21 protein-coding genes are annotated in these 22,959 nt (G+C 72.9%); 3 read left to right on the top strand and 18 right to left on the bottom strand.

Annotation, left to right across the window (positions count from 1 at the left end):
- Positions 1-199: 199 nt before the first annotated feature.
- The 3 genes from D7M15_RS19785 to D7M15_RS19775 all read right to left on the bottom strand — a co-directional run bounded on the left by D7M15_RS19785 (position 200) and on the right by D7M15_RS19775 (position 3,664).
- Positions 200-913: a transglycosylase SLT domain-containing protein gene (locus D7M15_RS19785; protein WP_240649384.1), complete on the bottom strand. Its 714-nt coding sequence runs from the start codon at positions 911-913 to the stop codon at positions 200-202.
- Positions 914-1,322: 409 nt separating this feature from the next.
- A complete protein-coding gene (locus tag D7M15_RS19780) occupies positions 1,323-2,645 on the bottom strand; it encodes a PhoH family protein (protein ID WP_121518738.1) in 1,323 nt (440 codons plus the stop codon).
- 257 nt (positions 2,646-2,902) lie between these two features.
- Positions 2,903-3,664: an isoprenyl transferase gene (locus tag D7M15_RS19775; protein ID WP_121518737.1), complete on the bottom strand. Its 762-nt coding sequence runs from the start codon at positions 3,662-3,664 to the stop codon at positions 2,903-2,905.
- A gap of 135 nt (positions 3,665-3,799) precedes the next feature.
- Here D7M15_RS19775 and mgrA point away from each other — a divergent pair, with 135 nt between their 5' ends.
- Positions 3,800-4,846: an L-glyceraldehyde 3-phosphate reductase gene (gene mgrA / locus D7M15_RS19770; RefSeq protein WP_121518736.1), complete on the top strand. Its 1,047-nt coding sequence runs from the start codon at positions 3,800-3,802 to the stop codon at positions 4,844-4,846.
- Positions 4,847-5,197: 351 nt separating this feature from the next.
- Here mgrA and D7M15_RS19765 read toward each other — a convergent pair whose 3' ends face one another.
- Positions 5,198-5,932 carry an A24 family peptidase gene (locus D7M15_RS19765; protein WP_121518735.1) on the bottom strand — a complete coding sequence of 245 codons (735 nt, stop codon included), beginning with the start codon at positions 5,930-5,932 and terminating at the stop codon, positions 5,198-5,200.
- Between the two features lie 97 nt (positions 5,933-6,029).
- On the bottom strand, positions 6,030-6,707 hold the full coding sequence (locus D7M15_RS19760; RefSeq protein WP_121518734.1) for a TIGR03086 family metal-binding protein: 678 nt from the start codon (positions 6,705-6,707) through the stop codon (positions 6,030-6,032).
- A gap of 191 nt (positions 6,708-6,898) precedes the next feature.
- Here D7M15_RS19760 and D7M15_RS19755 point away from each other — a divergent pair, with 191 nt between their 5' ends.
- Complete coding sequence (locus tag D7M15_RS19755; RefSeq protein ID WP_121518733.1) at positions 6,899-8,032, top strand: WYL domain-containing protein; 1,134 nt, start codon at positions 6,899-6,901, stop codon at positions 8,030-8,032.
- Positions 8,033-8,035: 3 nt separating this feature from the next.
- Here the strand turns inward: D7M15_RS19755 and D7M15_RS19750 are convergent, their stop codons facing one another.
- From D7M15_RS19750 to D7M15_RS19695, 12 genes are all read right to left on the bottom strand, one after another.
- The gene (locus tag D7M15_RS19750) at positions 8,036-8,938 is read right to left on the bottom strand and encodes an alpha/beta hydrolase (RefSeq protein ID WP_121521062.1); all 903 of its coding nucleotides are present in this window, start codon (positions 8,936-8,938) and stop codon (positions 8,036-8,038) included.
- Between the two features lie 2 nt (positions 8,939-8,940).
- A complete protein-coding gene (locus tag D7M15_RS19745) occupies positions 8,941-9,684 on the bottom strand; it encodes an OmpA family protein (protein WP_121518732.1) in 744 nt (247 codons plus the stop codon).
- Positions 9,685-9,691: 7 nt separating this feature from the next.
- A complete protein-coding gene (locus tag D7M15_RS19740) occupies positions 9,692-10,288 on the bottom strand; it encodes a hypothetical protein (protein ID WP_121518731.1) in 597 nt (198 codons plus the stop codon).
- A gap of 40 nt (positions 10,289-10,328) precedes the next feature.
- A complete protein-coding gene (locus D7M15_RS19735) occupies positions 10,329-10,955 on the bottom strand; it encodes a hypothetical protein (RefSeq protein WP_121518730.1) in 627 nt (208 codons plus the stop codon).
- Positions 10,956-11,008: 53 nt separating this feature from the next.
- On the bottom strand, positions 11,009-11,206 hold the full coding sequence (locus D7M15_RS19730) for a hypothetical protein (protein WP_121518729.1): 198 nt from the start codon (positions 11,204-11,206) through the stop codon (positions 11,009-11,011).
- 297 nt (positions 11,207-11,503) lie between these two features.
- Positions 11,504-12,394, bottom strand: a complete 891-nt coding sequence (locus tag D7M15_RS19725) for a DUF5936 domain-containing protein (protein ID WP_121518728.1) — start codon at positions 12,392-12,394, stop codon at positions 11,504-11,506.
- A gap of 13 nt (positions 12,395-12,407) precedes the next feature.
- On the bottom strand, positions 12,408-13,349 hold the full coding sequence (locus D7M15_RS19720; RefSeq protein WP_121518727.1) for a type II secretion system F family protein: 942 nt from the start codon (positions 13,347-13,349) through the stop codon (positions 12,408-12,410).
- 139 nt (positions 13,350-13,488) lie between these two features.
- On the bottom strand, positions 13,489-14,829 hold the full coding sequence (locus tag D7M15_RS19715; RefSeq protein ID WP_240649694.1) for a CpaF family protein: 1,341 nt from the start codon (positions 14,827-14,829) through the stop codon (positions 13,489-13,491).
- 292 nt (positions 14,830-15,121) lie between these two features.
- On the bottom strand, positions 15,122-15,562 hold the full coding sequence (locus D7M15_RS19710; RefSeq protein ID WP_121518726.1) for a TadE family protein: 441 nt from the start codon (positions 15,560-15,562) through the stop codon (positions 15,122-15,124).
- A 3-nt stretch (positions 15,563-15,565) separates the two neighbouring features.
- Positions 15,566-17,632 carry an AAA family ATPase gene (locus tag D7M15_RS19705; RefSeq protein WP_121518725.1) on the bottom strand — a complete coding sequence of 689 codons (2,067 nt, stop codon included), beginning with the start codon at positions 17,630-17,632 and terminating at the stop codon, positions 15,566-15,568.
- Positions 17,633-17,639: 7 nt separating this feature from the next.
- On the bottom strand, positions 17,640-18,368 hold the full coding sequence (gene cpaB, locus D7M15_RS19700; protein WP_121518724.1) for a Flp pilus assembly protein CpaB: 729 nt from the start codon (positions 18,366-18,368) through the stop codon (positions 17,640-17,642).
- A complete protein-coding gene (locus tag D7M15_RS19695) occupies positions 18,365-19,897 on the bottom strand; it encodes a hypothetical protein (protein WP_240649383.1) in 1,533 nt (510 codons plus the stop codon). The genes cpaB and D7M15_RS19695 overlap by 4 nt, the downstream gene beginning before the upstream one ends.
- Positions 19,898-20,361: 464 nt before the next feature.
- Here D7M15_RS19695 and D7M15_RS19690 point away from each other — a divergent pair, with 464 nt between their 5' ends.
- Positions 20,362-21,342 carry a chitinase gene (locus tag D7M15_RS19690; protein ID WP_240649693.1) on the top strand — a complete coding sequence of 327 codons (981 nt, stop codon included), beginning with the start codon at positions 20,362-20,364 and terminating at the stop codon, positions 21,340-21,342.
- 174 nt (positions 21,343-21,516) lie between these two features.
- On the opposite strand, the gene D7M15_RS19685 is transcribed toward D7M15_RS19690, so the two are convergent.
- Positions 21,517-22,857, bottom strand: a complete 1,341-nt coding sequence (locus D7M15_RS19685) for an Nramp family divalent metal transporter (RefSeq protein ID WP_121518723.1) — start codon at positions 22,855-22,857, stop codon at positions 21,517-21,519.
- Between the last annotated feature and the right edge of the window lie 102 nt (positions 22,858-22,959).

Below are 22,959 nucleotides of genomic sequence, written 5' to 3'. Positions count from 1 at the left end.
TCGTACCGGGATCCACGTGCCCGTTGCCGTGTGGGGGACGACGTTACGGTGTGGAAGGTTGCTTCCGACCCGCGCCCCCGTACGACACCCGCCCCGGGCGGCTCGCGTACGGCGACACACCGCTGCCCCCGGTCCGTTTCCGGTGCCAGGGGCAGCAGCGACGCGGCGGGCGGGCCCGCCGGTGAGACTCGGCGGGTACTCAGTACCAGTTGTTCGCCTGCCAGAAGTCCCAGGCTCCGCAGGGGCTTCCGTAGCGGTCGTTCATGTAGTTGAGACCCCACTTGATCTGCGTGGCGGGGTTCGTCTGCCAGTCCGCGCCCGCGGACGACATCTTGGAGCCGGGCAGGGCCTGCACGAGGCCGTACGCGCCGGAGGAGGGGTTGCTCGCCTGGTAGTTCCAGCCCGACTCGTGGTCCACGATGTTCGAGAAGCACTGGAACTGGCCGGAGCCCACGATCTGCTGGGCCATCGACTTGACCTCGGAGATCGAGTACGAGCCCTGCGCCGGGAAGTCGCCGCTGTCGGCGCGCTCCTCGGAACGGCTGGCCGTCTCCAGCTCCTCGGCCCGCTCCTTCTCCGCCTTCTCCTCGGCCGCCTTCTTCTCGGCGGCCTCCTTCTTGGCGGACGCGGCCTCGGCCGCCTGCTTGCGGGCGGCCTCCTGCGCGGACTGCTTCGCCGCCGAGTCGGCCGCGATGGACTGCGAGTCCGCCTGCTGCGACAGGGAAGCTGTCTGAACCTGGGTATTGCCACCCACGGGGATGTCCGCGAGGACGGTCGCGTCAGCGGCGGTCGCCTCGACGTCGTTCGTCGAGTCGCCCTGCTCACTGCCCGTGGCCACTCCGACGACGGCGCCAACGGTGGTGACCGCGGTGGCGGACGCCACGGCGAATCCCCGGACCGAGATCCGGCTCACACGGTTTCCTTCCAGCCTGCCCGCGGGGTGACCTCGCGGGCGCAATCGTGCCCCTGACCCGGGCCTCCCTCGTGCTTGGTCACGGGAGGCGCTGGCCCGGCAAGCCATTCCGTCCGGACGAATCCGAACCGGGCTGGCCCGCGTGGTACTTCGGGCGGCATGCGACGAACAGCTGTTGACTTGTGTGGTGCTGCGTCCCCAGAGGGACACGTGAGTCGCATGCGGGGCCTGACAGAAACCACACCCTGCCGGACGCCCGAGGGTTGAGGCAATTCTGTGCCGAGTGGGAAAGCTCACAGGGCGTTTGGGTCTGGCGCTTGCCGGAAAAACAAGCGCGACCGGGGCCGCGTGAGTAAGCTCTTTCGCTCACCCGCGCGAACCCCGGTCGCGAATGACCGGGTCCGGCTCGCTAAATCCGGCCTTCCTCCAGCATTTCGGTCACCAGTGCGGCGATCGGCGAACGTTCGGAGCGGGTCAGCGTGATGTGCGAGAAGAGCTGATGCCCCTTCAGCCGCTCCACCACCGCCACGATCCCGTCGTACCGCCCGACCCGCAGGTTGTCCCGCTGCGCCACGTCGTGCGTGAGGACGACCCGGGAGTCCTGGCCGATCCGGGACAACACCGTCAGCAGCACGTTCCGCTCCAGGGACTGCGCCTCGTCCACGATGACGAACGCGTCGTGCAGCGAACGCCCGCGGATGTGCGTCAGCGGCAGCACCTCCAGCATGCCGCGGCTCACGACCTCCTCGATGACGTCACGCCCGGCGACCGCCCCCAGCGTGTCGAAGACGGCCTGCGCCCACGGGTTCATCTTCTCGTCGTGGGTGCCCGGCAGATAGCCCAGGTCCTGTCCGCCCACCGCGTACAGCGGCCGGAACACCATCACCTTCCGGTGCTGCCGCCGTTCCAGCACGGCCTCCAGCCCTGCGCAGAGGGCCAGCGCGCTCTTGCCCGTACCCGCCCGGCCGCCCATCGACATGATGCCGATGTCCGGGTCGAGCAGCAGGTCCAGCGCGATGCGCTGCTCCGCGCTGCGGCCCTTCAGCCCGAACGCCTCCCGGTCGCCGCGGACCAGCCGTACCCGCCCGTCGGCGGTGACCCGGCCCAGTGCCTTGCCCTTCTCGGACTGGAGGACGAGCCCGGTGTGGACGGGGAGTTCCGCCGCCTCCGGGACGTACACGCTGTCCGCGCTGAAGAGTTCGTCCACGTCGTCGCCGGGGAGCGTCAGCTCCGCCATGCCCGTCCAGCCGGACTCCGTGACGGCCAGCTCCGCGCGGTACTCCTCCGCGAGCAGCCCGACCGACGACGCCTTGATCCGCAGCGGCAGATCCTTGGAGACGACGGTGACGTCGTACCCCTCCGCCTGGAGGTTCCTGGCCACGGCCAGGATGCGGGTGTCGTTGTCACCGAGCCGGAAGCCCGCCGGGAGCACCGTCGTGTCGGTGTTGTTCAGCTCCACCCGGAGCGTCCCGCCGACGTCCCCGATGGGCACCGGGGCGTCGAGTCTGCCGTACTGCACGCGGTACTCGTCGAGACGGCGGAGCGCCTGCCTCGCGAAGTACCCCAGCTCGGGGTGGTGCCGTTTCGCCTCCAGCTCGGTGATCACGACCACCGGGAGCACGACCTCGTGCTCCTCGAATCGGACCATGGCGGACGGGTCGGCGAGCAGCACACTGGTGTCGATGACATATGTGCGCCGGCCGTTCGGACTGCGCTTCTTGCTGGTCACCACGGTTTGACGTACCCCCTCGGATGAGGTCGGGGTGCGACGGCGTCGCGGGGGATGTGACCGGGTCCGGACCGCGCAGAGCGGGCCGGACTCCGGCCCTCCGCGTCCTGCTCCGCGGCGCTGCCGCGGACGTCCGTGGTGTGCAACGGGCCTCCCGGGGCCGACGCCCTGGGACGGGCCCGGCCATGAGGGATATTCCCCTCATCCGGGGCCGCCATGCAACGGCATATGACGGCGGTGGGCTGAACGATCAGTGACGGTCAGTTGCCGTACCGGCGATGGCGTGCGGAGTAGTCACGCAGCGCCCGGAGGAAGTCGACCTTGCGGAAGGCGGGCCAGAAGACCTCGCAGAAGTAGTACTCGGAGTGCGCGCTCTGCCAGAGCATGAAGCCCGAGAGGCGCTGCTCGCCGCTGGTCCGGATGACGAGGTCGGGGTCGGGCTGGCCGCGCGTGTAGAGGTGCTCGGAGATGTCCTCGACGGTCAGCGTCTCGGCCAGGTCCTCCAGCTTCGCGCCGCGCGTGGCGCGGTCGGCGAGCAGGGAGCGCACGGCGTCGGTGATCTCCTGCCGTCCGCCGTAGCCGACGGCGACGTTGACGAGTATGCCCTTGTTGTCGCGCGTGTCCTGCTCCGCCTCCTTCAGCACCTTCTGCGTACCGGCCGGGAGCAGGTCGAGCTGGCCGACGTGGTGCACCCGCCAGCGGCCGTCGGCGGCGAGATCGCGCACGGTGTCCTCGATGATGCCGACGAGGGGGAGCACCTCCTCCTCGGCCCGGTTCAGGTTGTCCGTGGACAGCATCCAGAGGGTGACGACCTCGACGTCCGTCTCGGCGCACCAGCCCAGCAGCTCACGGATCTTGACCGCGCCCGCCTGGTGGCCCTGCTCCGTGGTGCCGCCGGAGGCGCGGGCCCAGCGCCGGTTCCCGTCGAGGATGACGCCGATGTGCTTGGGCACCCGCTCGTGGTCGAGACGGTCCTCCACCCGGCGCGCGTAGAGCCTGTACACCAGGTCGCGAAGCTTCATGGGAATGGCCAGCCCCTCCGTGCCGAGTCCGGGAACCCCAGAACCTTACTGCCGGTCGAGGTGACCGAAGAAGCCGAAGGTCGCACACGGACTCGAAAAGCACGGAAACGCGTGCGCGCTTGATAGGAAAGTCCCATGACCGACGACACTCCCCTCCACCAGGCCGCGGCCACGCGGTACGACTCCATGGAGTACCGGCGCACCGGCCGCAGCGGCCTGCTGCTGCCCGCCGTCTCCCTCGGCCTCTGGCACAACTTCGGCGACGACCGCTCCGTCGAGTCCCAACGGGCCATCCTGCGACGGGCCTTCGACCTGGGTGTCACCCACTTCGACCTCGCGAACAACTACGGGCCGCCCGCCGGTTCCGCCGAGACCAACTTCGGCCGCGTCCTCGCCGAGGACTTCCGCGCGTACCGCGACGAGCTGGTGCTCTCCACCAAGGCGGGGTACCTCATGCACCCCGGCCCGTACGGCGAGTGGGGCTCCCGCAAGTACCTGCTGTCCTCGCTGGACGCCTCGCTGAAGCGGATGGGCGTCGACTACGTCGACGTCTTCTACTCCCACCGCTACGACCCGGACACCCCGCTGGAGGAGACGATGGGCGCCCTCGCGTCCGCCGTGCAGCAGGGGAAGGCGCTCTACGTGGGGGTGTCCTCGTACAGCTCCGAGCGCACGCGCGAAGCCGCCCGGCTGCTGCGGGAGATGGGGGTGCGGCCGCTGATCCACCAGCCGTCGTACTCGATGATCAACCGCTGGACCGAGGACGACGGGCTGCTCGACACGCTGGAGTCGGAGGGCATGGGCTGCATCTCGTTCGCGCCGCTTCAGCAGGGGATGCTCACCGACAAGTACCTCGGCGGCATCCCGGAGGGCTCGCGGGCGTCGCAGGGCAAGTCGTTCGACCCGGGGTGGCTGACGGACGAGGTACGGCGGCGGCTGAACGGCCTGAACGACATCGCGCAGCGGCGCGGGCAGTCGCTGGCGCAGCTGGCGCTGTCGTGGGTGCTGCGTGACGGGCGGATGACGTCGGCGCTGATCGGCGCGAGCAGCGTCGCCCAACTGGAGGCGAACGTGGCCGCGTTGGGCGCGCCGCCGCTGACGGACTCGGAGCTGGCGGAGATCGACACGTACGCCACGTCGGAGCCGGGCGTGAACATCTGGTCGCGCAGCAGCGACAGCTGACGGGCGGGCGCGGCTCGCGGAGCGTCGTCCGCCGTTCGCCGTCCGCCGTTCGCCGTTCGCGGTGACAGCGGGCGGCTCCGGCGGGAGCCGGGGGTGGGGCGGGGTGCGCGGCCCGGTGGGTGACGCGCCCCCCGTACGCCTCCCGCGCCGCCGTACGCCCCGGGCCGCGCGGGCGCCGCGGACCGTACCGGGAAGCGCCCGCGGACCGGCCCCGGACAGAAAGCGGGCCGGTCCGTGGGGGGATACGGACCGGCCCGAGGGGGGGGTTTCCACCATAGCCCCTCACCGTGGCCGATCCGCGCAACCGCGTGGCGTGTTCACACATCCGGCGCCGAACACGCGCCCCGTCCCCTACGCCGCGAGCCCCCCGAGTACCACCCCGGCGAGCGCCCCCAGCACCATGAACGGGCCGAACGGCACCTCCGTGCCACGCTCCGCGCGACCGCGAAGCAGCAGTACAGCGCCGTACGCGGCCAGCAGCAGGAAGCCGAGGAAGGCCCCCACGAGCAGCACGCCCCAGCCGTACCAGCCGAGGGCGACACCGAGGGTGAGCGCCAGCTTCACGTCCCCGAATCCCATGCCACTCGGATTGATGAAGAACAGCACGAAGTAGACGCCCGCCAGTACGACGCCCCCGAGCAGGGCGCGGGGCCAGCTGCCCGCCGCGTCCGGGTGGAGCGCGGCGAGGCCGAGGAGCGCGGCCGTACCGGCGGCGAGCGGCAGGGTGAGGACGTCCGGCAGCCGGTTGACGGCCCGGTCGACGGCGGCGAGCAGCACGGCGAACGGGGCGGCCAGCAGCCACACGCCCAGCTCCGGGCGTACGCCCACCGTCGCCGCGAGCAGCGCGCACACGAGGGCGCACGCGGCGACCGACGGCGGCTCCCCCGGCCCGTACGCGCCGCCGCACGCCCCGCAGCGCGCCCGTCCCCACCAGCCGCGGGCGACGCCGTCCAGCGGGTGCCCGTACGGGCAGTGGGCGCGCCAGGGCTCGTCGGGGTCGACGGCGAGGCGGTAGACGGCGCGGGGCAGGAGGAGGCCCGCGGCCGCGCCGTACCAGGCGGCCAGGGCCGTCCACAGCGTCAGCACACCGGGAGCCTACGCGGGCGCCCGGCGCGCCCGGTACGGCACGTCGGGCGGGCGGGGGCGGGCGGCGGGCCCGCGCCGGGGGCGCGCGACCGCCGGCTCAGGCCGCGTCGCGGCCGAGCCAGGCGGCCAGCCGCCCGTACGCGTCCGCGCCCTCCGGCGCGGGCCGCACCGGCCCGAACGGGCCGGGGACGGGGCGGCGTTCGGCCGGTACGGCGTCCCCCGCGAACGCCAGCGTGTACTCCGCCAGCTCCTGGTCCAGCTCCCGTACGGCGTCGCCGCCGAGGGCCCGCGCCAGGTCCCAGCAGTGGGTGACGGTGTCCAGCAGGCAGCCGGAGAGCGCGACGCGGCCCGGCACGTCACCCCACGGCAGCGTGAACGGCGCGTCGAGCAGCGCGTCGTCCGCCCATACGGCGGCGAGCCCGGCGCGCGCCGAGGCGTACGCCCCCGTCCAGGCGGCGGCGTCGTCCGGCAGGCCGGTCGGTACGGCGGGGGCGCGCATCCGCGTACCGGCGCCGCCCTCCCCCAGCTCCGCGAACCGGCGTGCGCCGTCCAGGACGTGGCCGACGAGCGCGCGTACGTCCCACCCGTCGCAGGGGGTCGGCCGGTCGAAGGCGTCGGCGGGTACGGACGCGATCAGCGCGGTCATCGTGTCGGCGGCGCGCGCGTAGTACGGGCGGGGGTCGGGGGCGGGGCTCGGCGCGGCGGACCGGGCGGTGGCGGTGGTCCGGGTGATGGCGGTGGGCGTGGCGTGGTGGTCGGTGGCCGGTGTGGTCATGGCGGGGTCTCTCTGCTCGACGGGAGTGGTGCGCGGCGCGGGCGGGACGACGTACGCGTGGTGCGGGCGTACGGCCCGGTGCGGACGTACGGCCCGGTGCGGACGTACGGCCGCGGGTCCGTGCCGGTGCCGACGACTCTGCGGCCCAAACGTGACAGCTTCCGTCAGGTATCCCGGGCACTCTGGAGAACGTGAAATCCGACCGGCTGCTGTCCATCCTGCTGCTCCTCCAGACCCGCGGCCGCGTCCGCGCGGGCGAGCTGGCCGAGCGGCTGGAGGTGTCCGTCCGCACCATCTACCGCGACGTCGAGTCGCTCTCCGCCGCGGGCGTCCCCGTCTACGCCGAACGCGGGCGGTACGGCGGCATCGCGCTGCTGCCCGGCTTCCGTACGGACGTCACCGGGCTCACGTCCGACGAGTCGCGCGCCCTCTTCGTACTGGCCGCGCAGAGCGCGCACTCCGCCCTCGGCCTCGACAAGGCGCTCGGCTCGGCCCTGCGCAAGGTCATGGCGGCGCTCCCGGCACCGCACCGGCCCGCCGCCGAGCTGACCAGCCGCCGCATCCTCGTCGACCCCGACCGCTGGCTGGCGCACGGGCGGCGGGGGCCCGACTCCCGTACGGGCGGGGCGGGTTCGGCCGCGACGGGCACCGGGGCGGGTGCCGGGGGAACGGGCTCCGACGGGGCGGCGGTCGACCTGGACGTGCTCCACACGGCCGTCTTCGCGGACCGGCGGCTGCGCATCCGCTACCGGCACAGCGGGGAACGCGAACGGCGCACCTACACGGTCGACCCGTACGGGCTGGTCGCGAAGGCGGGCACCTGGTACCTGGTCGCGGACCGGCGCGGGCGCCCGCGGCTGTTCCGCGCGGACCGCGTCGCGGCGGCCACGGTGACCGACGCCCCCGTGCGGCGCCGGGACGGGGTGGAGCTGGCGGACGCGTGGGAGGTGCTGCGCCGGGAGGTGGAACGGCGGCCCGAGGGCGTACGCGTACGGGCGCGGGTGCGGCGGGAGCGCCTGGACATGTTCACGCGGCTCGCGGGGTCCGACCTGGCGGCGGTGCTGCCGGAGGAGGGCGGGGGCAGGGGCGACGGGGGCGGTGGTGACGACGGGGGCGGTGGCGGCTGGGTCGGTGTGGAGATGGCGTACCCGGTGCTGCGGGCCGTTCGCCAACTGCTCCAGTTCGGCACGGACGTACGGGTGCTGGGGCCGTCCGAGGCCCGTACCGAACTCGCCCGCGCCGTCGCGGAGTTGCACGCGCTCTACGGGCAAGGGGCGTCGGACGCCGAGGAGTCGGGGAAGGCGGACGGGGCCGGTGCCGGTTAGCCGTCAGTCGCGCCCGGCCTCGTCCCGGCGGTCCTGCTCGCGGACGAAGTCCAGCAGTACGGCGGTGAGTTGGGCGGGCGCGTCCTCCTGCACCAGATGGCCCGCGCCCGCGATCAGCTCCAGCCGGGCGCCCGGGACGCGGGAGGCGAGTTCGCGCCCCTTGGCCGCCGGAATCCACGTGTCGTCCGCGCCCCAGCAGACGAGCGCCGGGATCGCGATCTCGCCGTACCGCTCCTGCACCTCGTCGGTGTGCCGCTGGTCGGCCTGCGCGATCTGCCGGTAGAAGGCGGCCTGCCCGCGCGCGCCGAGCCACGGCTCGACCAGCCGGTCGAGGGTCGCCGCGGGCAGCCCGGCGCTGCTGGCGGAGGCCACGTACTCGCGTACGAGAGCGCCGTGCAGCGCGGGCGGCAACTCCTCGAAGACCGCGGCGTGTTCCGCCACCAGCCGGAAGAACGGCGAGCCCCACGGCGCCAGCGCGACCGGGTCGACGAGGGCCAGCGCGGCGTAGCGGGCGCCGTGCAGCAGATGGGCGCGGAGGGCGGTGGCACCGCCGAAGTCGTGGGCGACGACGAGGGGTTCGGCGTACGGACCGGCGAGCGGACCACCGGAGAGACGCCAGTGCGCGAGCAGTTCGGCCAGCACCCGGCCCTGCGCGGCCAGGGAGACGTCCTGGCCGGGGGCCTGCTCGGACCGGCCGTAGCCGGGCATGTCCCAGACGAGGACCGTACGGTCGCGGGCCAGCGCGCGGGCGACGGTCCGCCACACGTACGACGAGAACGGCGTGCCGTGGCACAGGACGACCGGCCGCAGCCCACCGGGCCCCGCGCCCGCCTCCGGCCCGAGCCGCGCCCAGCGCACCTCCCCGGACGTACTGGGGAAGCGTTCGCCCAACGGCCAGTCGTCCACGGTCACTTGCCGCTGGGGAAGGAGACCTCGACCCGGCGGTTCTTCTTCCGGCCCTCCTCCGTGCCGTTGTCCGCGATGGGGTAGTCCTCGCTGTAACCGCGCACGCTGAACGTCACGTCCGGGTCCAACTCCGTGGACAGCTCCTTCTGCACGGCCGTGGCGCGCTTCTTCGACAGCGTCTTGCCGCTCTCGTACGAGCCGAGGTCGTCGGTGAACCCGAACACGTTCACCTCGGTCGCCTGCTGCTTCTCCGCCTCCGCCGCGATGTCGGCGATACGGGAGCGGGCCGCGCCGTTCAGCTCCGCGCTGTTCTTCGGGAAGAGGACCTCGGCCTGGAGCGTGAACTTGGTCTTGTTGTTGCTGTCCTCGCGCCGCTCCTCACCGCCGATGTCCTCGGTGACGAACTTGATGTCCAGCACCTTGCTCGCCGCCAGCTCCGCCCCGTCCGCCAGCTTCAGCCCGGAAGCCCGCGCGTCGACCTGCGTGACGGGCTTCGCGTCCCCGATGTTGTCGGGCGCCTCGCTGTAGTCGGGACCGGGCCCGCCCGTCTCCCCGGGGAGCGTCGGACCACCGGTGGGGATGGTCGTCGGGTTGCCGTCACCGGGGAGGGTGGGCTTCGGTGCCTCGACCCCGGTCGGCGGCGAGGGCTCCGCGTGCACGGTGGCCGCGGACAGACCGGTGAGCAGGACGGCGGACGTGGTCGTACACGCGGCGAGACGCAGGGCGCGGGCATGAGAAGGCTTCATGACGCCCTCACTCCTCGGAGATGGTGATGTCGGCGGGCGGCATGTCGGCGATCTGGAAGTCGACCTTGTCGTTGCCCTTGGGCGGGGCCGGGAACTGCGCGTACCAGGACTCGGTCTCGCCCCCGTTGATGCCCTTGGAGAACGAGGTGCAGAGGCAACGGCCCTCCGTGTCGCGGAGGATGTAGTAACGCTTCTTGCCGCTCTTGTCGGTCAGTTTGGCGCCGGCCATCGACGTCTTGTTCTTCGCCGCCAGCTCCTCCTCGTCGCCCGACCAGCTCGGGGAGATCCACAGCTTGCTTCCGGTGTTCGTGAGCTTCCCCGTCACCGTGACGAAGCCGCCCTCCTCACGCTTGGCGGAGTTGAACGTGAGCGTGAGGTCGTCGCCGCCCTTGACCTCGGCCAGCACCTCGTTGTCGTCGGCGCTGTCCGAGCCGTCGTCACCGCCGCCGTCGTCGTCCTTCTCGGACTGCTCCGACGACTTGTCGGAGTCCGAATCACCGTCGTCCCCTCCCCCGCTGCAACCGGTGACCGCGAGGACCAGCCCAGTCGTGATCGCCGCAGCGGTCAATGCCCTGCGGGCCTTCGTGGTGCGCCGAACGTTCATGGATCGCTTGTCCTTTACTCGTCTGCTCGTCGTTCGCTCGTCAGTCGACCAGGACGACGGTGAACAGGTCGGAGGGCTCCACGTCGAGATCGAGGTCGTCGGGGTCGAGTTCGAAGTCCTCGCCGTCGCAGCTGATCTCGATCGGCTCGCTCCCCTTGTCCCCTCCCCCGTCGTCCTCGCCGTCGTCGTCCCCTCCGGCTTCGTCCCCGCCTGCGCCGTCCTCACTCCCGTCGTCCCCGCCGCCCCCGCGCTCGAAGTCGCAACGGGGCCTGACGACGGCCGTGGCCTCCGCCGTGGCGGTCTTGTCGTCCGTGCCGGGGATGATCGTCTTGCCGGTGGTGAACCGGGTCTCGATGCTCACCGTGTACCCGGGGTCCCGCTCCCGGGTGACGGCGTCGCACGCGACGACGTCGGAGTCGTTCTTCCCCGCGTACTCGCCCGCGGCCCCGCAGCCGTCACCGGTGAGGGGCGCCACGAGATCCAGCCAGTCCTGCCAGGAGTCCTTGTCGCCCAGCGCGTCGAGGAAGCCGTCGAAGAACTGGTCGCGGTCGTCGCGCGCCGCCGCCAGGGCAGCGGCGTCGGCGGCGGACTGGCCGCCGTTCCGTACGGTGGCCGCCTGCGCGACGGCGAAGAAGGCGAGCGCCAGGAACAGCAGCCCGGATATCACCGTGCCGTACAGGATGACCGTCGCGCCCCGGTCGCCCCCGCTCCCTCGTGCGGCTAGCCGATGATGGCGGAGACCCATGTGTTGATGGCGCCGGAGATACGCCCGGAGAGGCCGAGTCCCTGGATCGCGAGGATGATCCCGGCGACCAGGATGACGATGCCCGCGTACTCGATCGCTCCGGCGCCCCGGTCCGCGCCGCGGCCCCGCATCTGGTTGATGGCCGTGGTGCTCCACTTGCGGATGGGCTTCATCTCGTTCTCCGTCTCCTCTGGTGTCGGCCGGACCGCTCGGGGCGGTGCGTTCCGTAACGTACGGGGTCGGCTCGCGCGGAGTGCTGGCCGTCCGCGGACCGGTGCTGCCCATCGCGTCCAACTCCCTCACCTCCGCCTCCCGTTCGCCCGGTCCGTACCGAACGTCGCCCACCGTCGTTGCTCCATTGCCGACTGTTTCATGCCCCGTGCAGGCAGCCCAGGGTTTTGGGACTCCCGCGACGTATTCGATACCCACGGCGGGAAAACCGGACACCGCCCCCGCCGCGGGTGCCGTGCCTACTCGTTCAGGATCGAGCCGAAGTCGGTGTCCGAGCCGAGGACGAACGTGGCGACGATCAGGATGAGCGTGCCCGGCAGCAGGAACGCGATGGTGCTGATCGTCGCCTTGGGTACGGTCTTGGCGGCCTTGCGGCGGGCGTTCTGCGCGTCCGTGCGGCGCATGTCGGTGGCGATCTGCACGAGGGTGTCGGCGATGGGCGCGCCCAGTTCCTCGCCCTGTTGGAGGGCGGTGACGAACTGGTCGACCTGCTCGGACGCGTTCCGCTTGCGCAGCTGGGTGAACGCCTCGCGGCGGCTGACGCCCATGTCCATCTGGCGCAGGGTGATGCTGAGTTCGTCGGCCCAGGGGCCCTCGTAGCGTTCCGCGACGCGTTCCAGCGCCTGCCGGAAGGAGAGGCCCGCGGAGACGACGACGGCGAGGACGTCGAGGAAGTCGGGCAGGGTGCGTTCGATGACCCGCTTGCGGTCGCGGATGGCCTGGTCGAGGGCGAGGTCGGCGGCGATCCAGCCGAACGCGAGGGTCAGCAGCGTGAACAGCGGGCTGCCCGCGGAGAGTCCGACGAGGCCCATGACGAGGCCGAACACGCCGTAGACGGCGCGGCGGGCGGCGTACCGGTCGAGGGTGAGGCCGCCGGGGTTGCCCGCCTGGTCGATCTTGCGGCGCTTCCGTTCCATGAGCTTGGGGCCCATCAGCCGGAGCACGGTGGGCGCGAAGCGCATGCCGAGCCGGTCGACGGCCTGTTCGTGCGTACGGGCGCGGCTGGCGCCGACCTCCAGCGCGAGGCTGAGGTCGGCGGGGAGGGGCGCGTCGGCGCGGTACATGCGTACCCCGGCGACGGCGCAGACCGTGGCGACGGCCGCGAGCAGGGCGAGCAGGAGCGGGATCATGCGGCGTGCCTCCTCAGACCTCGATCTTGCCGAGCCGGCGGATGACGGCGAAGCCGACGGCGAACAGCGCCACGGCCACCAGCATCGCGAACTGCCCGATCGGTGAGCCCGTGACGTTGTCGAGGGCGCCCGGCGACATGGAGTTCATCATCAGCATCGCGCCGACGCCGAGGATGGGGATGGTGTACGCGGTGGCGTTGACCTCCGCGAGCATCGTACGGACCTCGCGCCGGGTCTCCTTGCGCTCCTCCAGGGTGGTGGTGAGGTTCCGCAGGGAGCTGACGATGGTGCCGCCCGCGCGGTGGGAGAGCACCAACGTGGTGACGAGGACGACGAGTTCGCGGGAGGGCAGCCGTTCGGCCAGCTCGTTGAGGGCGTCGTCGATGGAACGGCCGACGGCCAACTGGTTGGTGACGACGGTGAGTTCGTCTCCGGCCGGGGACTCCAGCTCCTCGGCGGCCATGCTGAGCGCGGTGCGCAGCGCGAGCCCGGCGGAGGTGGCGTTGGCGAGGATGCGGGCCAGTTCGGGGAGTTGGCCGATGAACGCCTCGATGCGCTTCTGGCGCTGCCAGGTGAGGAAGGCGTTCGCCGCGAACAGGCCGAGGAGTCCGGCGATGGGCCCGAAGAACGGGGCGAGGAGCGACGCCGCGACGAACCAGAGCCCGCCGGACGCGGCGAGCACGTAGACGACGAACTCCCCGGCGCTCAGGTCCAGTCCGGTGGCCGCGAGCTTCAGCTGGACGCCCCGGCCCAGGCGCGTACCGCGGAGCCTGCGGTCCACGGCGACGAAGTGCCGTCGGCGGCCCGGCGGCAGGTCGACGCCGTCCGCGGTGGAGAGCCGGTCGAGGAGGGCCTCGCGCTGGGCGCGTCCGGCGGCGAACGCCTGCACGCCCGCGACGGCGAGCGCGCCCGCGAGGAGCGTGCCGCCGAGGGTGAGGAGGGCGAGTCTGTCCATGGGTCGGGTCCTTGGTCGGGCGGGGAGGGCGTACGGGTCCGGGAGGGGCGGGATCGTACGGGCGCGGGGGTCGTACGGGCGCGGGGCCGGGGCGGTCAGGGCCGGGGCTGGCGGGGCTGCGGGCGGTCAGGACCGGGGCCTACACCGCCTGCCGCGTCGTGAGCTGCGCGTCGGCCGCCGCCACCCCGAACGCGGGCGGCACCGCCTCGCCCGCCATGGCGAGCCGGGCGGCCGTACGGCGCGGCAGCGGCAGGTGCGTGAACGTGCCGTGCACCCGGGCGTCCGGCGACATCGGCCGCGCGTCGAAGCGGGACACGGGCACGATCTCGAACGACTCCCGGCCGTGCGAGGCCAGCAGGCAGATCTCCACGATCTTGCGGGAGCCGTCGGCCAGTCGGGCGAGTTGCACGATGACGTCCACCGCGGAGTTGATCTGGTCCTGGAGCGCGGCGAACGGCACCTCCACCTCGGACATCGACGCGAGCGTCTGGAGCCGCATCAGGGCGTCCTCGGCGCTGTTGGCGTGCACGGTGGCGAGTGAGCCGTCGTGGCCGGTGGACATGGCCTGGAGCATGTCGAGCGTCTCACCGCCGCGCACCTCGCCGACGATGATGCGGTCGGGGCGCATGCGCAGGGAGTTGCGTACGAGGTCCCGTACGGTGATGCGGCCCCGGCCCTCGACGTTCGGCGGGCGGGTCTCCAGGCGGATGACGTGCTGCTGCTGCAACTGGAGCTCGGCGGCGTCCTCGACGGTGATGATCCGCTCCGACTCGGGGATCAGCGCGGAGAGCGCGTTGAGGAGCGTCGTCTTCCCGGAGCCGGTGCCGCCGGAGACGATCACGTTGAAGCGCGAGCGGATGAACGACGAGAGCAACAGCAGCATGTGCTCGTCGAGCGTGTCGAGCTGGATCAGTTCGTCCAGCTTGTACGCGCGGGGGAAGCGCCGGATCGTCAGGGTCGCGCCGGTGAGGGAGAGCGGCGGGATGATGACGTTGACGCGCTCGCCGGTCGGCAGGCGGGCGTCGACCATCGGGTTCGACTCGTCCACGCGGCGGTTGACGGTGGAGACGATGCGTTCGATGGTCTGCATCAGCTGCTCGTGCGAGGCGAAGCGGACGGGGACGCGCTCGACGCGGCCGGAGCGTTCGACGAAGACCTGGTCCGGGCCGTTGACCATGATCTCGGTGATCGAGGCGTCCTCCAGCAGCGGTTCGAGGACGCCGAGGCCCAGCGCCTCGTCCACGACGCGGCGGATGAGGAGCGCGCGGTCCTGGGTGGCCAGGACGGGGCCCTCGCGGCTGATGATGTGGCCGAGGACCCGTTCGAGGCGGACGCGGCGCTCGGCGGGCGAGAGGGTCGACATCTCGGCGAGGTCGATCTCCTCCAGCAGCTTCGCGCGGTACGCGGGTACGAGGTGCCCGGTGCCGTCGCCGCCCGCGCCGGTCGCGTCACCGGAGCCGGCGCCCGGACCGGGGCCGATTCCGGAGCCGGTTCCGGAGGGGGAGGCGGAGCGGTTGCCGAGGCCCGAACCGGAGCCGCGGGGCTCGCCCTCGGGGCCGTTCAGCCGGGAGCGCAGGCTCACGGGTGTGCCTCCTTTCCGACCGGCTTTCCGTCCGGCTTTCCGTCCGGTCGCCGCGCGCCGTCGGGTGACGCGGGCGCGGTACGTCGTGGGTGCGGGTGTGCTCGCGGGTGGTGCCCCGCCGGGGCGCCCCCTGGTGCCTGTCCGCCAGGTCCCGTCCTGGTCGCGGTGGTCGCCATGTGCCGGACAGCCCCTAGTCGCTGGGCATGGTCACGGTCCGGCTGGCGGAGCCGAAGCTGTCGATCCCGGGGATCAGCGACGGGATGGTGACCTCGGTGGTCGCGGTCGCCTCCTCGTCGCCGCCGGAGCAGTCGACCGACGCGCGGCCCGCCGTCCAGCCGCTCATGGCCGACCGGCCCGCGCCCGCGCAGTCCCCGGCGTCCTGCTGGCCCGCCGTACGAGCGGCGGCGCGGGCGCCCGTACCGGCCTGCTGCACCGCGTAGCCCGCCAGCCCCAGCTGGATCCCGGCGAGGCCGACGAGGAGCAGGAACGGGATCATCCCCGCGAACTCCAGGCTGGACGCGCCCCGTTCGCGGGTCCGCCGCGCGGACGCCCGCCGCAGTACGGCCCGTACGCGCGACCACGCCGGCGGGCGCGCCCGCCGTACCGCCCGCACCGCCACCGGTGTCGGCATGGGTCACCCCGCTTCCGCTTCGACTGCCGCGCCCGCGCTGCCGTGGACGGTGAAGGGGAGGTTGGCCGCGCCGGGGAAGAGGACCGGGGTGGCCAGGTCGACGTCGGCCTTCCAGACGCCGCCCGCCTGGTAGCAGCTGACGGACGCCTCTGCGTCCCAGGCGCCCGGCAGGTGCTCGCGGGCGGCGAACTCGCAGGCCGAGCCGGGGTCGCCGTACGCGGCGGCCGAGGCGGCGGCGCGGGCGCCCTCGTCGGCGGCGTTGCCCGCGAGGGTGAAGGTGAAGCCGATCAGCACGCACTGCCAGAGCAGCGCGAGAACGACCAGGACGATCGGTGCCATGCCCGCGAACTCGACCGTGAGCGCGCCGCGTTCGCCCGCGCCGCCGCGCGCGGCGGTGCGCGGGTCCCGGGCCGTGCGCGGGTCCGCCGCCGTACGTCGACCGGCGGCCGTACGGCTGCCGCGGTCCGTACGCGTACGCCAGCCCGCGCCCGTACGTCCCGCGCCCCGCCCGGCCGCCGTGGCGGCGTCCCCGCCCGGGGGCGCCGCGCCACGGCGGCCCGGTGGCGCGGGGAGGCCGCGCGGGACCGGGACGGCGGGGAGGCCCGGGAGGGCGACGGAGCCGCGGTCGTCCCAGCTCCGGCGGTGCCACAGGCGTACGGCGCCGCGGTCGGAACCGCCGCGCCCGCCGGAACCGGAACCCGTACCGGAGCCGGAAGCGGAGGACGAAGTGGAAGAGGAGGAGCCGGAGGTCAGCGCGGCGGGGCGGGCCGCGCTGCCTATGCTGCCCGCGCTCTCCCCCGTACCGCCGCCCCCGTCGCCGGACGCGTCGCCGCCCTTCCCGCCCTTGCCGTGCCGTCCCTTGCCGCGGCCCCCACGGCCGCCCTTGCCGCCCTCCGGGAGCGGCGCCGCCGCGCCCAGCTCCGCGGCGAGCGACCACAGGGCCTGCTTCACGGTGCTGCGGTGGTCGACGTCCTGGATGCGGCCCGCGTCGAGCGCGGTGTGCAGCTCCTTGAAGTTCGCCGGTACGGTCGCCTGCGCGACGGGCGTGCCGACGATACGGGCGACCAGCGCGGGCTGTATCTCCGTGTGCTTCGAGGCGCGGTTGACGACGGTGACGGTCTCCTCGGCCTTGCGGATCTGGAGCCGGTCCCACAGCCGGACCATGCGCTTGGCGGCCCGTACGGACACCACGTCGGGTGTCGTGAGGAGCACCGCGCGGTCGGCCATCTCGATGGCGGCGGCGTTCGCCGCGTGCATCTGGGTGCCGCAGTCGACGACGACGACCTCGTACCGCGCGCGCATCGCGCCGACGATCTGGCGCGCGGCCCGGTCGTCGACCTCCTCGCCGCGCTCGCCCTCGGCGGGCGCGAGCAGCAGCGACAGGCCGGTCTCGTGCGTGAACACCACGTCCTGGAGGACGCGTGGCGTCAGGTCCGCGATCCCCGCCAGGTCGACGACCGACCGCCGGAACTGCACGTCCAGGAACGAAGCGACGTCCCCCGACTGGAGGTTGAGGTCGACGAGCGCGGCGTTGCGGCCCGACGCGCGGGCCGCGAGGGCGAGTTCGACGGCGGTGAGGGTGCAGCCGACGCCGCCCTTCGCGCCGGTCACGGCGACGACCGTGCCGCCGGGGCCGCGGAACGGCTCGGGTCCGGCGCCGAGATGACTCCGTACGCCCGCCGCCCACGTCGCCGCGGCGCTGATCCGCGCCGCCAACTCGTCGTACGCCAGCGGCAGTCCGACGACTCCGCGCGCGCCCGCGTCCATGGCCGCCGAGTACAGGTTCGGGGACGTGTCCCGGGTGACGAGGATGACGGCGACGGCCGGGAAGCGGAGCGCGACCTCGCGGATCAGCTCCAACGCCGGGAGGGAGCCGATCAGTTCGTGGACGAGCACGGCCTCCGGCAGGTCCGCGAGGGACTCCGCGGCGGTCTGCGCGAGGGTGTTGAGGAGCTGTGTGGAGTCCACGGCGGGCGGCTGCGGCTCCGCCTCGGGCAGCTGGTCGAGGAGGGTGGCGAGGGCGCGCGCGGCGTCCGGGTCGCTCACCGCCGGGAGGATACGGGTGACCATGGTGGCCTCACTTGTTCCCGGCGAGGGTGTACGTGCGCTCGTCGTCCGGGATCGGCTCGCTGCCCGGCGCGACCAGCGCGAGGCGTACGTGCTCGGCGAACGACTCGGCGTACGCGACCCGTTGGGCGTCGGACGTGGACAGCGCGAAGGTGATGGGGACGCCCTCGCGTTCGCGCTCCCGGGTGCGGGCGTCGTCGTCGCCGCCCTCCTTGAACGGGGTCAGCTCACCGACGTCGATCACCTGCGCGTCGTTGACGATCACCTTGGACTGGGACGGCTGGTCCTTGCCGCCCGCTCCGGCGCGGTCGCCCTCGAAGGTGGCGTAGATGTTGACCTTGTTGCCCGGGTTGATCTTGCCCGCGACACCGGTCGACGAGTCGATCATGATCGCGATCTCCTGCTGGCCCGGCTTGAGCGCCGGTCGGTCGGCCACCATGTCGGACTGGAGCAGCGAGCCCTTGCGGAGCGGGTTGACGGCGATCTTGCCGCGCAGGTCGTCCAGGTCGGTGACGGCGGTGTCGGGGAGCCAACGCTCGGGCATCGAGACCTTCTTGAACCGGTCGCGGTCCAGGGACTCGTAGGCCGGTATGTCGCTCGTCAGCTCGTACGCCGTGGTCTCCGGGCCGACCTTCGACTCCACGTTCCGGATCACCGCCAGGACGCCCGCGAAGACGCCGAGGGCGCACAGTGCGGAGATCGCGATGAGGAGGACGCCGCGGCGCTGGCGTGAGTTCATGGACGGGGGACCCCTTGGTGGACGGTGACGGCGTTGCTGGGACTGCTGCTGGGCCGGTCCGCGCGGGGCGGCGGACCGTGGGCCGGGGCGGACGGCCCGGCGGCGGGCGGGCCACCGGGGCCCGGGGCGGGCGGGCCCTGGGAGTACGGGTGGGTGGCGTACGAGCCCTGGGCGTACGGGTCCTGGGTGTGCGAGCCCTGGGGGTACGGGTCCTGGGCGTACGGGTTGCCGGGTGCCGGGGCGCCGGGGCGCGGCTCGCGGGCGTACGGCCCCGGGTCGGGCGGCGGGCCCTGCGGCGACCGCCCCGGCACGGGCTCCCCCCGGCCGGGCTCCGCCGGTAACGGCGTGCCCTGGACCGGCGGTTGACCCGACCCACCGGACGCATCCGCCGGATCCGTCGCACCCGGTTCGCCCGGCTGACCCGACCGACCCGACCGGGCCTGCCGCGCCGACAGCCCCTCCCCCGAACGCCCGTCGACGGACCGCCCTTCGACCGGCCGCCCCTCCACGGGCCGCCCCGGCGCGGTCTGCCCCGGCACGGACCGCCCCTCCGCCGAACGCCCCTCCGCCCGCGGCTGCGGGGCCTCCTGCGGCCGCGGCTGGCGCGGGGCCTGCGGGCGCGGCCCGCGCGGACGCGGCGCCTTCGCCCGTACGGCACGCGCGGCGGCTGCCGTACCCGTACCGGCGCCCGTACCCGGGGGCTCCGGCGGGAGCGTCGCGGAGCAGAACGCGCAACGGTCGCCGATGATCTCCAGCCCGCACCAGTGGCACTCGTCGCGGCGTACGGACGCCACCAGTTGGTAGAGCACCGACAGGTCCGATATGGCCGCCGCGAACTCGACCAGCTTGCCCGTGCCCCACCAGCGCGCCGAGTCGTCCGGCAGGTACGCCTCGTGGATGTCGCTCACCCGCCACTGCGTGGCGAGCGTCCGCGTCACCCACTCCCCGTCGATGCCGCTGCTCGCGACGGTCAGCCGGGTCGCGTACTGCGGACCCGCCAGCTTCCCCTGCTCACCGCTGCCGCCGAGCCGGACCAGCGCGGGTTCGGGCGCGGCCAGTACGCCGAACTGGGTGCCCGGCATCCAGGACTTGGCGTGCGCGGTGAGCGAGACGGGTATGCGGTCGAGCTTGGCGACGGAGTTCAGCAGGGCGCCCGCGTGGATGTAGTGCCCCAGGAGGCGCGCGGCGGAGCCGAGCACGCCGGGGCTGAAGTCGCAGAGCGACAACTGCCGCAGCTGCCGGGCCAGTACGCCCGTGGCGAGCGGCGGCAGCGCGGTGGGCAGCAGCGCGATCCGGTCGCTCTCCAGGATGGACCGGATGGCGTGCAGCCGGTGCACGTACGGGGTGGGCAGGGTCTCCGGATACACCGCGATCAGGTACCCGTGCTGCTCCAGCAGCGTGTGCGTCTCGGTGAGCGCGTCGTCCAGCGACTGCTCGTCCGGCGGCGTGAAGATGTGCGCCCGCGGCGTGTGCCGGTCGGGCGGGGTGAGCATGTGCCCGTGGCTGGTGACCGCCAAGGCAGTCGTCACGTCTCGGTCCCCCTGTCCACGACGGCGTGGCCACGGGTCCGCCTCGCGAGCCCGGTCCCGCCGTCCTGCTGGTCCGCCGCCCGGTCGGGGACCCGGCGCGGAGTCCGGTCATCCGCTCAACCGACTGACGACATAACACCCTATCGGGGCGGCCGCGGCCGGAGAACCACTCCCGCCCCACCGCCCGGCACTCCCTCCGGGTCGCTCCCCCGGAGTTCCCCCGTCCCCCTACCCCGGCGCGCTCCGGGATAAGTACGGGTCGTGCGCAAGCCCTTGACAGAATTATTGGTCTGGACCAGTCTTCCCCCTCAACGCGGCAGTGGCCACCGCCGCGTTCCACCCCACGTACACCGACGTCTCCACCCCCCACATCCCCCCATGCCACGGAGGCAACAGTGCAGCCCAGCACCGAATCCAGGCGTAAGCGAAACCGCGGCATAGCCGGCCTCTCCGGCCGCACCGCGATTGCGGTGGCCGGGGCCGCCGCGCTGGTGGCGGCAGGACTCGGCGCCATGTCGGCGGGCGCCGCCGAGGGCGGTTCCGGCCAGGACGGCCCGTCGGCCGCCGAGGTCCCCGCCCACGCCCTCACCGGCTACGTGCAGAACTTCGACAACGGCGCCGAGAAGCAGCGCGTCAGCGACGTGCCCGACGCGTACGACATCATCGCCGTCGCGTTCGCGGACTCGACCGACAAGCCCGGCGAGATCACGTTCAACCTGGACCCGGCGCTGGCCTCCTCCGAGGACGAGCTGAAGTCCGACATCGCCGCCAAGCAGGAGGCGGGCAAGTCCGTCGTCATCTCCGTCGGCGGCGAGAAGGGCAACGTCTCCGTCACCGACGACGCCTCCGCCACCGCCTTCGCGGACAGCACCGTCGCGCTCATGGAGGAGTACGGCTTCGACGGCGTCGACATCGACCTCGAACACGGCATCCAGTCCCAGTACATGGGCAAGGCCCTGAAGGCGATCGCCGAGAAGGCCCCGGACCTGGTGCTCACGATGGCGCCGCAGACGATCGACATGCAGTCGACCGAGACCGAGTACTTCAAGCTGGCGCTCGACGTGAAGGACATCCTCACCGTCGTCAACATGCAGTACTACAACAGCGGTTCGATGAACGGCTGCGACGGCAAGGTCTACGCCCAGGGCACGGTCGACTTCCTGACCGGCCTCGCGTGCATCCAGCTGGAGGGCGGCCTGGACGAGTCCCAGGTCGGCATCGGCGTCCCCGCGACCTCGCAGGCCGCCGGTGGCGGCTACGTCGAGCCCAAGGTCGTGACCGACGCCCTCGACTGCCTCACCAAGGGCGAGAACTGCGGCGAGTTCAAGCCGGAGAAGACCTACCCCGGCCTGCGCGGCGCGATGACCTGGTCCACCAACTGGGACGCGACCGGCGGCAACGCCTGGTCGGACGCGGTCGGCCCGCACGTGGACGGCATGTCGTAACGACGGCCTCCCGCGGCCGGTCGTACGCACCCCGTGCGTACGACCGGCCGCACCGCCACCCCGAAGGGGCCCGTGCGCTGCGGAAGCACGGGTCCCTTCGGCGTGTACGGGCACCCGCACGTCACGTCGGGCACGCGGGCGCGCCGGCACCGGGGCGCCGTCGTCAGGGCGCCGTCACCAGGGCAGGTCGCGGACCTGCTGGACGCAGAGCACGAGGAACAGCACCGCGGAGGCGCCCAGCATGCCGTTGCTGAGGAGCCCGCTGCGCCACTCCGGGGGCGTACGCGAGGTGTTGAGCAGCCACAGCAGCGTCACCGCGAGGAACGGCATGAAGAACGCGCCCAGCACCCCGTACGCGATCACCAGCCCGAACGGCTGGTCCAGCCAGAGCAGCGCCATCGGCGGCACCGTCAGCCACAGCAGGTAGCCGCGGAACGCGAGCGACCGCTCCTGCTGCCCCCGCGCCACGACCTCCACCCCGGCGTCGCCACCGGCCCGCGTACGGTCCACGAAGTCCGCGAACATCAGGCTCACCCCGTGCCACACGCCGACCAGCGACGAGTAGGAGGCGGCGAAGAAGCCGACGAGGAACAGCTTCGCGGTGAAGCCGCCGTACCGGTCCTCCAGCACGTCCGTCAGGTCCAGCAGCCCCTTGTCGCCCTCCGCCAGCGAGATCCGGCCCGCGTGCAGCAGCTCGGCGCCGACGATCAGCATGGCGACGACGAAGATGCCGGTCGTCGCGTACGCCACCCGGTTGTCGAAGCGCATCATGCGCATCCAGCCGGAGTCGGTCCAGCCCTTGGCGTTGATCCAGTAGCCGTACGCCGCCATGGTGATGGTGCCGCCGACCCCGCCGACGAGGCCGAGGGTGTAGACGAGCGACCCGTCCGGCAGTACGGGCAGCAGCCCCGCGAACGCGTCGCCCAGGTGCGGCGTGGCGCGGATCGCGACGTACACGACCACCACGAACATCACGCCGACGAAGACCATCATGATCTTCTCGACCACCGCGTACCGGTTGAACCACACGAACGCCAGCCCCAGCAGCCCCGTCGTGATCCCCCAGAACTTCAGCCCCGGCCCGTCCGGCCACAGCGCCTGGAGCGGCAGCGCGCTGGAACTCATCGCGGCGGCGCCGTAGACGAAGCCCCAGACCACGACGTACACCGCGAAGTAGTACGTGGTCCACGGACCCAGCGTGCGCCAGCCGTCGAACAGCGTCCGGCCCGTGGCCAGATGCCAGCGGCCCACGGCCTCGGCGAGCGCGATCTTCACGAGGCAGCCGACGACGGCCGCCCACATCAGCGTGTAGCCGAACTTGCTGCCCGCCAGCAGCGTCGCCACCAGGTCGCCCGCGCCGACCCCGGTCGCGGCCACCACGATGCCGGGGCCCAACAGCCGCCAGCTGGGCCGCCGTTCGGCCCCGCCCGCCGTACCGGACCCCGCACCGGGGCCGGACCCCTCCGCCGCGCCGGGCCCCTCCCCGCCACCCGGGGCTCTCTCCTGCTCCGCCATGCCCGCCTCCCGACTCGTCCCTGACCGGTGACGTGACCGGTGACGGCGAATGAAACAAGCCCGCGCCGATCAGCACAAGAGGGCACGGCTGATCACCGTGCA

Source organism: Streptomyces sp. Z26, assembly GCF_003665095.1.
Lineage (GTDB): Bacteria > Actinomycetota > Actinomycetes > Streptomycetales > Streptomycetaceae > Streptomyces > Streptomyces phytohabitans.
The sequence above is the reverse complement of the archived record's forward strand: the minus strand, read 5'-3'. Positions and strand labels throughout refer to the sequence as shown.

What these genes read in the sequence shown, in the direction of transcription:
- D7M15_RS19775 (WP_121518737.1), bottom strand. Translation starts at nt 3,664, where the DNA reads ATGAAGCTTCGCGACCTGGTGTACAGGCTCTACGCGCGCCGGGTGGAG.
- mgrA (WP_121518736.1), top strand. Translation starts at nt 3,800, where the DNA reads ATGACCGACGACACTCCCCTCCACCAGGCCGCGGCCACGCGGTACGAC.
- D7M15_RS19760 (WP_121518734.1), bottom strand. Translation starts at nt 6,707, where the DNA reads ATGACCACACCGGCCACCGACCACCACGCCACGCCCACCGCCATCACC.
- D7M15_RS19745 (WP_121518732.1), bottom strand. Translation starts at nt 9,684, where the DNA reads ATGAAGCCTTCTCATGCCCGCGCCCTGCGTCTCGCCGCGTGTACGACC.
- D7M15_RS19740 (WP_121518731.1), bottom strand. Translation starts at nt 10,288, where the DNA reads ATGAACGTTCGGCGCACCACGAAGGCCCGCAGGGCATTGACCGCTGCG.
- D7M15_RS19730 (WP_121518729.1), bottom strand. Translation starts at nt 11,206, where the DNA reads ATGAAGCCCATCCGCAAGTGGAGCACCACGGCCATCAACCAGATGCGG.
- D7M15_RS19725 (WP_121518728.1), bottom strand. Translation starts at nt 12,394, where the DNA reads ATGATCCCGCTCCTGCTCGCCCTGCTCGCGGCCGTCGCCACGGTCTGC.
- D7M15_RS19720 (WP_121518727.1), bottom strand. Translation starts at nt 13,349, where the DNA reads ATGGACAGACTCGCCCTCCTCACCCTCGGCGGCACGCTCCTCGCGGGC.
- D7M15_RS19710 (WP_121518726.1), bottom strand. Translation starts at nt 15,562, where the DNA reads ATGCCGACACCGGTGGCGGTGCGGGCGGTACGGCGGGCGCGCCCGCCG.
- D7M15_RS19705 (WP_121518725.1), bottom strand. Translation starts at nt 17,632, where the DNA reads ATGGTCACCCGTATCCTCCCGGCGGTGAGCGACCCGGACGCCGCGCGC.
- cpaB (WP_121518724.1), bottom strand. Translation starts at nt 18,368, where the DNA reads ATGAACTCACGCCAGCGCCGCGGCGTCCTCCTCATCGCGATCTCCGCA.
- D7M15_RS19685 (WP_121518723.1), bottom strand. Translation starts at nt 22,857, where the DNA reads ATGGCGGAGCAGGAGAGAGCCCCGGGTGGCGGGGAGGGGCCCGGCGCG.